At 46.7% G+C, this 12,519-nt stretch carries 11 protein-coding genes; 2 read left to right on the plus strand and 9 right to left on the minus strand.

Going from position 1 to position 12,519, the window contains the following annotated elements:
- Nucleotides 1-193: 193 nt before the first annotated feature.
- Nucleotides 194-1,954 (plus strand): Rqc2 family fibronectin-binding protein, encoded by a 1,761-nt coding sequence (locus tag GC102_RS04180; RefSeq protein ID WP_171688324.1) that lies wholly within the window; start codon nt 194-196, stop codon nt 1,952-1,954.
- 63 nt (nt 1,955-2,017) lie between these two features.
- Here the strand turns inward: GC102_RS04180 and GC102_RS04185 are convergent, their stop codons facing one another.
- The 6 genes from GC102_RS04185 to GC102_RS04210 form a co-directional block, all read right to left on the minus strand.
- Nucleotides 2,018-3,340: a UDP-glucose dehydrogenase family protein gene (locus tag GC102_RS04185; RefSeq protein WP_171688586.1), complete on the minus strand. Its 1,323-nt coding sequence runs from the start codon at nt 3,338-3,340 to the stop codon at nt 2,018-2,020.
- Nucleotides 3,341-3,382: 42 nt separating this feature from the next.
- The gene (gene galU / locus GC102_RS04190; RefSeq protein ID WP_171648697.1) at nt 3,383-4,264 is read right to left on the minus strand and encodes a UTP--glucose-1-phosphate uridylyltransferase GalU; all 882 of its coding nucleotides are present in this window, start codon (nt 4,262-4,264) and stop codon (nt 3,383-3,385) included.
- Nucleotides 4,261-5,118: a PHP domain-containing protein gene (locus GC102_RS04195; RefSeq protein ID WP_171688325.1), complete on the minus strand. Its 858-nt coding sequence runs from the start codon at nt 5,116-5,118 to the stop codon at nt 4,261-4,263. Before GC102_RS04195 ends, galU begins: the two co-directional genes overlap by 4 nt.
- A gap of 75 nt (nt 5,119-5,193) precedes the next feature.
- Nucleotides 5,194-6,105, minus strand: coding sequence for a selenium metabolism-associated LysR family transcriptional regulator (locus tag GC102_RS04200; protein WP_171648691.1), 912 nt, complete (start codon nt 6,103-6,105; stop codon nt 5,194-5,196).
- A gap of 112 nt (nt 6,106-6,217) precedes the next feature.
- On the minus strand, nt 6,218-6,655 hold the full coding sequence (locus GC102_RS04205; protein WP_029195611.1) for a hypothetical protein: 438 nt from the start codon (nt 6,653-6,655) through the stop codon (nt 6,218-6,220).
- 211 nt (nt 6,656-6,866) lie between these two features.
- Nucleotides 6,867-7,130: a YlbG family protein gene (locus GC102_RS04210; RefSeq protein WP_029195610.1), complete on the minus strand. Its 264-nt coding sequence runs from the start codon at nt 7,128-7,130 to the stop codon at nt 6,867-6,869.
- Between the two features lie 47 nt (nt 7,131-7,177).
- On the opposite strand from GC102_RS04210, the gene GC102_RS04215 reads away from it, so the two are divergent.
- Nucleotides 7,178-8,182: an asparaginase gene (locus GC102_RS04215; RefSeq protein ID WP_171688326.1), complete on the plus strand. Its 1,005-nt coding sequence runs from the start codon at nt 7,178-7,180 to the stop codon at nt 8,180-8,182.
- Between the two features lie 3 nt (nt 8,183-8,185).
- Here the strand turns inward: GC102_RS04215 and GC102_RS04220 are convergent, their stop codons facing one another.
- From GC102_RS04220 to GC102_RS04230, 3 genes are all read right to left on the minus strand, one after another.
- On the minus strand, nt 8,186-8,635 hold the full coding sequence (locus GC102_RS04220) for a YlbF/YmcA family competence regulator (protein ID WP_171688327.1): 450 nt from the start codon (nt 8,633-8,635) through the stop codon (nt 8,186-8,188).
- Nucleotides 8,636-8,763: 128 nt separating this feature from the next.
- Nucleotides 8,764-10,800 carry a helicase-associated domain-containing protein gene (locus GC102_RS04225; RefSeq protein WP_171688328.1) on the minus strand — a complete coding sequence of 679 codons (2,037 nt, stop codon included), beginning with the start codon at nt 10,798-10,800 and terminating at the stop codon, nt 8,764-8,766.
- A 16-nt stretch (nt 10,801-10,816) separates the two neighbouring features.
- On the minus strand, nt 10,817-12,499 hold the full coding sequence (locus GC102_RS04230; protein ID WP_246320719.1) for a DNA repair helicase XPB: 1,683 nt from the start codon (nt 12,497-12,499) through the stop codon (nt 10,817-10,819).
- Nucleotides 12,500-12,519: the final 20 nt, after the last annotated feature.

The raw sequence follows: 12,519 nt of genomic DNA on the forward strand, positions 1-12,519 counted from the left end.
CGCCATTAACTCATAAGTAAATGTATTCAGACAAGCAGGAAAATATCCCTGAAATCATCTTTCTTGCCGACTAACACTTAAGTTTTTGTGAAAAGTATGGCATCATAGAGGTTAGCAAAGTTTTTAACCGAGGAGCTAATTGCGATTTCAACCCACATTGCAATTAGCTCCCTAGAATGGAGTTGTATGTATCATGGCTTTAGACGGACTAGTCCTTCATGCAATTGTTCACGAACTGCAAGCGTGTGTAGGAGGCCGAATCAATAAAATTCACCAGCCCACCGAAAATGACGTTATTATGCATATCCGGGCACAAGGGAAAAATGTAAAACTTCTTCTTTCAGCAAACCCTACCTATCCGAGGGTCCAAATCACCGAGCAGTCTTCTTTAAATCCAATGGATGCTCCTATGTTCTGTATGCTGCTTCGCAAGCACTGTGAGAGCGGTGTTATTGAATCCGTGGAACAAATCGGTATGGAGCGTGTCATTCGCTTGCAAATTCGTCATCGCGATGAATTAGGAGATATGAGCACCAAACAGATTATTGTGGAAATCATGGGCCGACACAGCAATATTATTCTCCTGGACCCGGCAACGGAATCGATTCTAGACGGCATCCATCACGTAACGCCTGCCATTAGTTCTTATCGGATTGTTATGCCGGGTAGCAAGTATGTCACGCCCCCTGAGCAGGATAAACAAAATCCGCTTGAGGCCGATGCCTCATCGTTCTTGCAGGCTATTCATCAAGATTCCGGTGAAGAAGAGTCCACGAAAAAACCTGAACAAAAATTAGTTGCTGCATTCAGTGGGCTAAGTCCTTTGATCGCCAAAGAAATCGTATTCCGCAGCCGCCAAGGCGGGAACAACGAACAAGAAGATGACCTAGCGGCCTTGTGGACAGCTTTCGATGGTGTCATGACGGCTGTACGTCAGCATCGCTACGAACCCGTCATTGTAGAGCAAGAAGGTACCGGTAAATTGTTCTTTGCCATGACACCTTTAACACACATTACCGGCATTTCCACGTCCTATGCGACACCGAGCGATTGTTTAGAGCACTTTTATGGCGACAAAGCGGAAAGAGATACAGTCAAACAACGGGTGGCTGATTTGCTCCGTTTTTTGCATAATGAAGCGAATAAAAATGTTAAAAAGTTGGAAAAACTTCAAGAAACCGTTGATGACTCCAAAGATGCCGACAAATATCGGATTCTCGGTGAGCTGTTGACAGCCTCCCTTCACCTGATCAAAAGAGGGGATCGCGAGGTCGAGATCATCAACTACTATGATGAGGACCAAGCTTTGATAAAAATAAAGCTGGATCCGCTATGGAACCCCTCTGAAAATGCCCAGCGGTATTTTAAAAAGTACACAAAAATGAAAAACAGCACGGCGATTGTCGAGGAACAAATTGCACAAACTCATCAAGAGATTACGTACTTAAACTCCTTACTGCAGCAGCTTAGTGTCGCTTCTTTAACCGATATCGAAGAGATCCGCGATGAGCTTATGGAGCAAGGTTATGTACGGGACCGCAATAAAAAACAGCGTAAAAAGAAAAAGAAAGATAAGCCGGCTTTGGCCTGCTACCTTTCCAGTGAAGGTGTCCCGATCTATGTTGGTAAAAATAATACGCAGAACGAATATTTAACAAATCGACTAGCCTCTTCGATGGATACATGGCTGCATACGAAGGATATTCCTGGCTCCCATGTCGTTATTCGCAGCGATAGCTTTTCAGAGACTACCCTGCTGGAGGCAGCCCAATTGGCCGCGTATTTTAGTCAAGCCAAACATTCAAGCCAGGTCCCTGTTGACTATACGGCCATTAAACATGTCCATAAACCAAATGGGTCCAAACCCGGATTTGTCATCTATGTGAATCAGAAGACGCTATTTGTTACGCCGGATGAGAACATGATTAAGCAGATGAACGTAACGATAAAATAAAATTTCCTTTGAAGAATAAAGAACCTAGCGACTTAACACGCTAGGTTCTTTCGTTTCATATTTTCATGAAATAACCATGTCCAACATGGCTGTTTTTCTGCCGATCGACACATAGGTAAACCCGAGTCTGCTCATCTCTTCCGGTTCAAACATATTCCGTCCATCCACGATGAGGGGTTCCTTCACAAGGCTTCTAACCAGACGCCAGTTCATGCGGCGAATATCATCCCACTCCGTGGTGATAACCACGGCGTCAGCCTCATGGAGGGTAAGATAAGGATCGGTGAACAGGTTCACTTCGGGAAGGAGCCGAGCAGCATGCCCTGTAGATACAGGGTCATAAGCGTTAACTATGGCACCCCGCTCTTTAAGTGCGGCAATAATATCGAGCGCTGGAGCATCACGCAAATCGTCTGTATTCGGCTTAAAAGCCAAACCCATGACAGCGATTCGCTTCCCGGTCAAATTGCCGACTGCACGTTCAATTTTATGTACAAAACGTTCTCGCTGCAGGTGATTCACTTCAATCACGGAACGTAATATTTTGAAATCATAATCGACGTTCTGAGCAAGCTTAAGCTGCGCTTTCGTATCCTTAGGGAAGCAGGAGCCCCCGTATCCAATACCTGCGTTCAGAAAATGAGGACCAATGCGGCGATCCAGCCCCATGCCTTTAGCCACAAGGCCAACATTAGCACCCACTTTCTCACAAACATGAGCCATTTCGTTAATAAATGAAATTTTGGCAGCAAGAAATGCGTTGGAGGCGTATTTGATAAGCTCAGCGCTTTCGCGGTCTGTCAGAAGCAGCTCGGTTCGTAAAGGAGCGTGCAGGGCAGCAATTCGGGCTCCTGCTTCAAGGTGATCCGCACCAATAACGACACGATCCGGATGAAAGGTATCCTCAATGGCAGAGCCTTCTCGAAGAAATTCAGGGTTAGAAACGACATGCATGTCTAAATGAGCAGCAGCTAACGATTTCAACTGCTCTTCTACCCAGCGACCAGTTCCTACCGGTACGGTACTTTTCATCACGATGATCTTGGAAGTCGTGGAATAGGTGGCAATACTTGCAATGACACTGTTAACTTGGCTCATATCCACATCGCCATTGTCTTCTGTTGGTGTTCCAACAGCAATGAAGATGATATCGGATAAGAATATGGCATCACTGATTTGCGAAGTAAATGATAGGCGGTTAGCTCGCAGATTGGACATGACTAGCTCCTTCAGACCAGGTTCATAGATTGGAATATCCCCTTGCTGCAAGCGAGCTATTTTTCCTTCGTCACGATCAGCGCAAATAACCTGATGCCCCATCTCCGCAAAGCAAGTACCCGATACCAGTCCGACATATCCCGTTCCAATAACCGCAATTCGCTGCACCTTTACCATTCCATCCAACCTCCCAAGTTCAATCGCGTTTCTCTATTTCAATTCCAACTGACGAATCAGAGATAATAGATAGGCTTTTACTTGGTCCTGTAAATCCGGACGCTGCAAGGCAAGTTCGATGGTCGCTTCAATGTATCCCATCTTATCGCCAACGTCGTAGCGCTTAGCTTGCATCAGATAGGCAGCCATTTGCTGCTGTCTGTTGAGTACACGCAAAGCGTCGGTCAATTGAATTTCGCCGCCGCGGCCAGGCTCTTGTCTCTCCAAAATACCGAAAATTTCCGGCATGATGATATACCGCCCAATAACGGCTAAATTCGAAGGTGCCTGATCACGGTCCGGCTTCTCAACTAGATCTTCGATCAACTGGTAGTTACCTAAGCTACTTGAGGGAGAGACGATACCATACTTACTTACATCTTCCCATGGCACTTCTTGCACAGCAATGACGGACGTTTCGGATTGTTCGTAGATGTCCATCATTTGCTTAAGTCCTGGCGGCGAGGATTGAAGAATATCATCGCCAAGCAGAACCGCGAATGGCTCATCACCAATAAATTTGCGGGCGCACAGAATCGCGTGACCAAGTCCAAGAGGCTGTTTTTGCCGAATATAGTGAACATCAGCCAGATTCGAAACGGATTGCACGATTTCGAGAAGCTGCGTACTGCCTTTTTCCTCCAACATCATCTCAAGTTCGACCGATTTGTCAAAATGATCTTCAATGGCACGCTTATTGCGTCCAGTGACAATAATAATATCTTCAATGCCAGATTCAATCGCTTCTTCCACGATATATTGAATGGCCGGTTTATCAACGATAGGCAACATCTCTTTGGGCTGCGCCTTTGTAGCTGGCAGGAATCGAGTTCCCAAACCTGCTGCAGGGATAATAGCTTTGCGAATTTTCTTCATGAACGCTGCTCCTTCTCTAGCTTGAGGCTTTGTAAAACATCGATTCCTATTCGCCTCGAACCGATAGGTGCGTGGAATACGACACCGCCTCGTTCACCGTGGAAATCGGAACCAGCCGTTATGAGAAGTCCGGAGCGCTGTGCAAGGCTAAGATATTTCGCCTCATCTTCCGGCGTATGGTCGGAGTGATAGACTTCAATACCATCCAAGCCTTGATGAACAATTGCCTCTACAAGGGCATCATCATGGTAAATACCTGGGTGTGCGAGGACAGCCTTTCCTCCTGCTTCTTGGATCCACCCAATCGCCTTAGCTGGTACGATCCTTGGCGGGTTCGCATAAGCGGCAGCACCAGTTCCTAAATAGCGGTCAAAAGCCTCGCTAATTGAGCTCACATAGCCTTTGTTTAGCAGTACCGCAGCGATGTGAGGCCTTCCAACTGTGTCGCCTTTACTCTTAATATTTTCTACTTCCCGCAGCACTTCCGCCATTGTGATGTCTAGTCCGAGCTGCTGCAAGCGCTCAATAATCATATTATTGCGGGTATCTCTCGTTTCTCGCAAAGATGATAGTCTCTGAAGAAATTGCTCATTATGAATGTCCATATAATAACCTAGTACGTGGATATCCTGACCATTAGCAACCGTGGAGATTTCAACGCCTGGCACGACCTCAATACCGAGCTCACGCCCCGCTAAGAGCGCCTCTGCGACACCGGAGACCGTATCGTGGTCAGTGATCGCAATAGCGCCTAGTCCGGCGTCAAACGCCATTTGAACGTTAGCCGCAGGGCTTTGAGTCCCATCTGACGCTGTCGTATGTGTATGTAAATCCGCTTCGATTCTTGCAGACATTTTCTATTACCTTCCTTCATCGTAAATGACATTTATGAACTCATCATTAAGCGAACTGTAGATTTATGTAAAACATTAAAGAAAGCGGCTCAAATCCTCTTGTCGCAAGAAAGTCATGAAGCTTACTGCCGATATAGGCAGCAGCGTAGAGTTCAAGTAAATAGCATAGAAGCTGCGTTCGAAGGCGATGTTCTCGATCTGCTTCACTTTAAAGAGGCCTAGCGTCACTTCATGCTTGACGGACGACTGGGAAAGAATAGATATACCCAAACCCGCTTCAACAGCAGATTTGATAGCACCAGTGCTGCCAAGTTCCATGACAATCTTCATGGAAGAGCAATCCATGTTGCAGCGCGCAAACTCCTCTTCCATCACTCTTCTCGTCCCGGATCCTTGTTCGCGAAGTACAAACGGATATTTCAACAGCTCCTCCAGTGTTACAACCTCCATATCGGCTAGCGGATGGTCCGCAGGCACGATGAGCTTAAGCTCATCACTAAGAATCGCTTCGGTATGGACATCCGGATGATGAATGGGCGCTTCTACAAGTCCGAAATTGAGCTGATGGCTCAGGACCTCGTCCAAAATCTGGGCCGTGTTCATCACTTTCATCGATACGGAGATGTTAGGATAGTCTTTGCTGAAAGGTCCAAGAAGACGAGGTAAAATGTATTCCCCCATCGTTAAGCTGGCGCCTAACTGCAGCCGTCCTTCAATCATTTTCGTAAATTTGGACATGGCAACATCCGTCTCACGAATAAGCTCAATGCTGTTTTTAGCAAAAGGCAGCAGAGCTCGTCCCGCTTCGGACAGCTCGATCTTTTTGGTGCTGCGGTGAAATAGCTTGACACCGAAATAATCTTCCAGTGATTGCACCTGCATGGTCACCGCAGGCTGTGTCATATGTAAGGCTCCCGCCGCATGAGAGAAGCTGCCTTTCTCCGCTACGGTAAAGAAAATATGTAGTTGATGAAAATTAAGTGCCATGTGAACCCGCCTCTCTTTGTTTCCATTATATGAAATCGCAAGCACACAGTCCATTAAGGCGCAAAAAAGAGTATGCCGCCATCGACACACTCCAACTAAGCAACCTATTCGGTTATCGACGCTTACGACTGTTCTTGATCAGTGTCATGCGACGTGAGTGTCTAAGCCAAGAATAATAGGACTTCAAATCACGAAGCTCCATTGTTTCTGACATTTTCCCAAGGAAAGTAACAATAATCATTTTGTGAAGCGGATTGCCCACGAGATCAGTCTCATGTTCCAAATGGGAGAACTCAGCAACAACGACAAGGTCATCATCAATGAGATAAACGTCTTCTTCATTGCGATAATAAGGGACGATGCTATCATTTTTAAGCTTTTCCCATAGAAAAGCGCAAATTTCCTCGAGTGAATTGTTTTCGCTAGAAACACGATCACTCCATCTCAGCTTCGCATGATTCGTGATCACGACATCCGCCACTTTCTTGTCACCCAGCTGTACGAAGAATGGTTCATAAGTACTCCATCTCCCCATCACCTTGTCTTTCATGATCACAACCCCTTTCCTACTAAAATGAGACCGTGTACCTATTCCCTATCTGACTGTAAGTTATATTTTACTTGATTATAACTTTTTTTCCCATGTAAGAATATATAAAATTATTAATAAATATTTGTGAAATCATGAAAAAATGCTTATTTTCTAAAAATTCAAAAAATAAAAAAAGCTTCTTACGAAGCTTTCGTTTTGCACTGCAGCCTCAAAGGGTGTAAAATCTAGTTTTGTCCGGCACATCACTACTGTATTCGGTTTTAATTTCGTTACGATAAGACTTCTCTACTTTTTTGACGTACGGGAGCTTCAAAAGGTTCCGTGTTGTCTCATCTACTTTGCTGGCATGTATATAAAGAACGGCATAATTCATTTTCTTGGATATGTAATGAAGGGAACCGAACCGTTCCAAGTTTCTCGCGGCTTTGATATCGTTTACCCAAATGATTAATCCGCTACGCTCGATCATCATGATTGCAACCTCTTTTCAATAATCCTAGTATGGAGTGAACCCACTGCATGAAGCCTTCTGACACCATTGTCCGCATATTCCGTGGAAGCATAACAGAAAGTATTCACCGCGTCCACCTCGCGGTCGTTAACGCAGGGGGGATGCTGCTGCATCAAGCAGGCGACCCGCAGCTGCTCACCTTCGCCCGTTCGACGGCGAAGCTCATTCAAGCATTGCCGGTGATAGAATCCGGCGCGGCTGATCATTTCGGCCTCACTGATGCCGAAATCGCCTTATGCTGCGCTTCCCACAACGGGGAAGCTGAGCACGTGAGCACTGCCCAGGGTATCCTGGGCAAGCTCGGTTACCATCATGAGCACCTGCAGTGCGGTGCACATGAACCTTACCACGCGCCGACCGCACAGGCGATGCGCGAGCGAGGAGAATCCCCGAGCACTTTGCACAATAATTGCTCGGGCAAACATTCGGGCATGCTAGCGCTTAGCGCACACCTTGGTGCATCGCCGGATACCTACATGAGCATCCAGCATCCTATCCAGCAGCTTATGCTCGATGCAGTGTGCGCCATGACCGGCGTGCCGAAGCCGCAAATGCAGCTCGGGATTGACGGTTGTGGGGTGCCTGTATTCGGCATGAGCATTGACCAACTGGCACTTGCCTTCGCCCGATTAGGCCGCCCTGACGAATTACCGCAAGTACGTGCAAACGCTTGCCAAAGAATTGTCGACGCGGTGCGAAAATATCCTCAATTCCTCGCGGGAAGCGACCGCTTCGATACGCGATTAATCGAGGTAACCAAAGGCCGTATCATCGGCAAGATGGGAGCCGAAGGCATCTTCGCCATCACGATTCCTGAGCAGGGACTAGGCTTCGTCTTAAAGATCGAAGACGGTAATGTCCGGGCCTTGTATCCCGCTGTCATCGAAGCTTTGAAGCAGCTAAGCTTGCTTTCGGAATCCGAAGTAGGCGAACTTGCATCGTATCATACCCCAACCATTCATAACTGGCAGAGAACCGAGGTCGGAATCATCCGCCCCGATTTCCAGCTTTAGTTCTTACCCGCAATTCCCGCTGCAGCTTCCACCGGAACTGCAGCCTTTGCCAGTTGGAAGTGGATTATTGCTTGGGACTTTAATTGTATCGGAGACCGCATGCGCGATCGTTGTGGAAACTGTAAACAACAAATCGTCCAAACGGTCTTCCGCTTCTTTAAACCTACGCACCGCTTCAACAGCATGCAGCTTTTCCTGAATCTCATTCACCGCGGCTAAGGCTTCGTGATAGCTTGGGTGGTAATGCCCAAAGCGCTCACATTCCTCGAAAGCATCTTTCTTTCTGGCGAAAACCGCTTTAAGATCCCGAACTTCCGCGCTGTTCTCCACAGCGATCTTCCAATATAAATAATCTGCCACTTCAGCAGAGGAATTAATCATATCACCCATGTCATAAGCCTGCATAAGAACGGCCGACATATCTATTGTTTCTGCTTCCATTATCTGTAACATAACTACGATCAACATCCTTCCTCTCAAAGAATAGATAACTTCTCTACTATACCACAGTTCCTCAAGAGTTTCTTCCTTTTCTCTTTACAGTGAAATCCTCGTCCAGTTGATCATTCACTCATTCTAACCTATGTATAAACACCTTCATCATTGATACCAGGCAAAATAAGCTTCATTTCCTCCCAATCCTCACTCGCCAAAGAAATCTCCTGATATTCCTCCAGTCCTTCCAATATCCAGCCCGACCGTTCTTCGCGGAGAATTCGAGGGATAATGAAGCGATTTCGTCCTTCTTTACGAAGCTGCAGAACGCTTTTCCATTCAATTGCTTTGCGGATCATCTCTTTGCGAGTAGAGCCGTGATACTCACGAAATTCCTTAATCCAGCTTACAGGAATATCCTGCATATCCGGATACAATTCGGCCCACTCCGGCAAATGGGCATCCATTTCATAGAGCTGGATGGTATCCCGTGAATAACAAAGGCCACCTGTCTGATTTTCGGACGAAATCAGGGGATTGGAAATCGCTGTATTCTCGTCTTTTCGGCTGCTTCTTGGATTGAAACCCATATTCTCTAAACACTTCGTAAGCACTGTAAGATGTTCACGCAAAATAATAAAGTCTGCTCGGCCAACGCGGTCCCCAAGAAGGGGTAGGCATTTCTCGTTTCTAAGCAAGGCCTCCGCAATATCCTCGGAACGGCAGCGAAGCAACGTTACTTCTTCGATATACAGCTTGCCAGCCTGCTCCCCCCATTGCTGTAAAGTAATCGTAATATGTGCGGGTACTTCGTAAAGAGCATTCTCGTGCAGCATCCGAATCATCTCTTCGCTGCTCACCCCCTTTTCCGAAGCACGGTAAAAGCTTTCTTTGGTTATGCGATAGGTACGAACAAGATCTGTCGCTTGGAGGTCAGCGAAAACCGCGATATCCCATTCTGTGCGAAGAGGTACGTCTGGGGGGAGCAACATTTCGAAATCCGGCTGCACATAAAGCGAGGGACGCGCCTCAATATGCGTTTCTGACGATCTGAGGTTACTTTCCCTATCGTGTAAGGCCTCTTGTATCGGCGTGATTATCCATCGAAACCATAGATGATCATCCTCGTCGGTACCCAACTCTATGAAACGGAAAACAGACAAAGGAGCCATCCATGTGGTCATGATAGACTTCCGAAGCGAGGATTCATCCATCACCTGCCCCCCGAAGGAACAACAAGAACGGATTCCTTTTATAAAAACGTCCATATCATACCACTGCCCGAACTCTCCTTTCTCCATCAATGATATGCCATGTTCAAGCCAGACAGGTGCAGGAACTAATAACTGACGCCAAATCTGATATAACTGCCCCTGCTGCCTATCATAGGAGTCTTGAAGCCATCTTAGACAGGCCTGCTGGTTGAAAAGGTAACAGTCACCTTGACTATGAATAGAAAGGAACCCCATGCGAATAGCCATTTCAATCATTAGCGCGGCAGGTTCATCATAAACGTCTCTAAATGCGTAAGTAAGCCCAGCTGAGCGTAAAATATCATTAGGCAAGGCTAGATGCTCCGTTAGCTTTTGCAGCTGCTTTTTATGTAAAGTTCCTTTGTTCGTGAGCGGTAGAGATGATTGTTGGTTACAAGCCACCAAAAAATGAAACAGCTGCTGTGCCAAGCCTCTAGGATGTATCAGTGCTGCTGCATCTGATGTGTTTAATTGCCCAGAGCTCCCGGCTTCCCACAGTTCAAGAGCCAAATCCTCTTTACCTGTTTGAAGCTGATCTGACGGAAATAATAACATCTGCCACGCTGCAAAAGCATCCTCAGGCAGAATAAAAAGCTGCTCCCCCCAAGCTTTGCGAAAAGCCGCAATAACACCTGCTTTTCTAAGCCCTAAAAGGCCTAGAGCCACTTGCGCACCCGCCATACGAAGAGCTGCCTGCTTTTCCAATGCTTCTCTTGTAAATGGTTCACAACCGAATGCGGATAATATGAGACGCAGAGTATGCTTTTCATCCAATGACAAATGACTGTTCAACTCAGCAAGGTACTTCCGATCCGTCATTAAATCAGGTAATGCCACTCCTTGTTCTAAGAAAGAAGAGCACCATTTTTGTTCAATAATGAACTCTCTCAGTTCTCGGGGCATTTTCCTATCCATATGTTCAAATCTCATCCTATGCTCCTTCTCGTCATTTCGCCGCTTGATTCCAACTCGTTATGCTATATTGATAGCCCTGTTCAACTAGAAACAGCTGCCTTTTCATCGCAAAATCCTGCTCCTTCGTATCCTCGCTAATCAGAGAATAGAAGACAGCTGCGTTCGTACCGCTGCTCTTAGGGCGAAGGATGCGTCCAAGCCGCTGTGCCTCTTCTTGCCGCGAACCATAGCTGCCCGACACCTGAATCGCTACGACGGCATCGGGTAGGTCCACAGCAAAATTGGCAACCTTGGATACAATAAGGAGGGGCACCTGACCCTTCTTGAATTGTTCGTATAGGTCCTCTCGAAGTTCATGCGCCACTCCACCGCTGATCATTGGCGCGCCGGTGTGGGCAGCGATAAGCTCCAACTGACTAATATATTGGCCAATAATTAACGTCTGTTCATTAGCATGAAGCTGCAGTAAGTGGTCTATAACGTCTAGCTTAGCAGCATTTTCTCCAGCAATCCTGAACTGCTGTCTAGCACCCGAAGCTCCATAACGATCCCGATCAAAAGTCGATAGAGACACTCGTACTTCTTTGCAGGCGACCTTGGCTATCCAGCCCTTTGACTCTAGTTCTTTCCAAGCCATATCATATTTCTTCGGTCCCACAAGTGAGAAAACGTCTTCTTCATGGCCGTCTTCCCTAATTAATGTAGCCGTTAACCCGAGTCTGCGGGTCGCTTGAATCTCAGCTGTTGCCCGAAAAACAGGAGCTGGCAGAAGATGAACTTCATCATATATAATCAACCCCCAGTCTCTCTGACTAAACAGCCGCATATGCGAGAATTCGTCTTCTTTCTTCCCTCGATGCGTCAAAATCTGATAAGTCGCAATCGTGATAGGCCTTACTTCCTTCGTAGTGCCGTTATATTCTCCTACCTGATCTTCCGCTAAACCCGTTTTGCTCAATATCTCACGCTTCCATTGCTTCACCGAAGTAACATTGGTTGTCAGAATCAATGTAGCGCAGTTGCATCTGGCCATCGCGGCTATGCCGACCACTGTCTTCCCTGCTCCACAGGGAAGTACCAACACACCGCTGCCGCCTTCTCCGACACGGTTAAAAGCATCTACAGCATGCTTTTGGTAATCCCGCAGTTGGAAAGGCGCTTCCATCGTCTCTTCATTCCGAAGCTGAATCGGAAGAAACTCACCGCTGCGATAAGCGGCCAAATCTTCTACAGGATACCCCAGCTTGATAAGTTCTTGCTTCAAGACACCACGTGAAATCGGAGAAATAGCAATAGCTCGCTCTCCGCGGGTATCCTCTAGGTACCTCTTCAACGAATCGTAGGCGCTAATTTCTTTTAACACGACCGTATCATCGCTAACTAAATAGAGCTCATTTCCGACATTCTCCATACGCAGTATGCCATACCGCTTCACATATTTACGTATGCTGCTTAGTACTCCGGTAGGGACACCAAATTTGGCATTTCGTTGTAAAAAGTCCGACATTTCCTCAATTGGCATGCCAGCAGCTGATGCATTCCACAGCGATAATGGCGTAATCCGATACGTGTGGAGATGCTCAGGGCTTTTGATAAGATCCGCGAAACGGGATATAGTCCCCCTTATAGCTTCAAATTCCGGGTGATTCGTCTCCACTAATATCGATAAATCACTCTGTACAATCAGAGGACGGGTAGGGTCCATGACAATCATGTGCTGCCTCCTTTTTTCCT

Origin of the sequence: Paenibacillus germinis (assembly GCF_013141785.1) — a bacterium.
Taxonomy (GTDB): Bacteria; Bacillota; Bacilli; order Paenibacillales; family NBRC-103111; genus Paenibacillus_E; species Paenibacillus_E phytorum.

Coding starts and splice junctions, on each gene's coding strand:
- GC102_RS04225 (WP_171688328.1), bottom strand. CDS start 10,800: ATGAGATTTGAACATATGGATAGGAAAATGCCCCGAGAACTGAGAGAG.
- galU (WP_171648697.1), bottom strand. CDS start 4,264: ATGAAGAAAATTCGCAAAGCTATTATCCCTGCAGCAGGTTTGGGAACT.
- GC102_RS04200 (WP_171648691.1), bottom strand. CDS start 6,105: ATGGCACTTAATTTTCATCAACTACATATTTTCTTTACCGTAGCGGAG.
- GC102_RS04215 (WP_171688326.1), top strand. CDS start 7,178: ATGAAGCCTTCTGACACCATTGTCCGCATATTCCGTGGAAGCATAACA.
- GC102_RS04220 (WP_171688327.1), bottom strand. CDS start 8,635: ATGTTACAGATAATGGAAGCAGAAACAATAGATATGTCGGCCGTTCTT.
- GC102_RS04205 (WP_029195611.1), bottom strand. CDS start 6,655: ATGAAAGACAAGGTGATGGGGAGATGGAGTACTTATGAACCATTCTTC.
- GC102_RS04210 (WP_029195610.1), bottom strand. CDS start 7,130: ATGATGATCGAGCGTAGCGGATTAATCATTTGGGTAAACGATATCAAA.
- GC102_RS04180 (WP_171688324.1), top strand. CDS start 194: ATGGCTTTAGACGGACTAGTCCTTCATGCAATTGTTCACGAACTGCAA.
- GC102_RS04230 (WP_246320719.1), bottom strand. CDS start 12,499: ATGATTGTCATGGACCCTACCCGTCCTCTGATTGTACAGAGTGATTTA.
- GC102_RS04195 (WP_171688325.1), bottom strand. CDS start 5,118: ATGTCTGCAAGAATCGAAGCGGATTTACATACACATACGACAGCGTCA.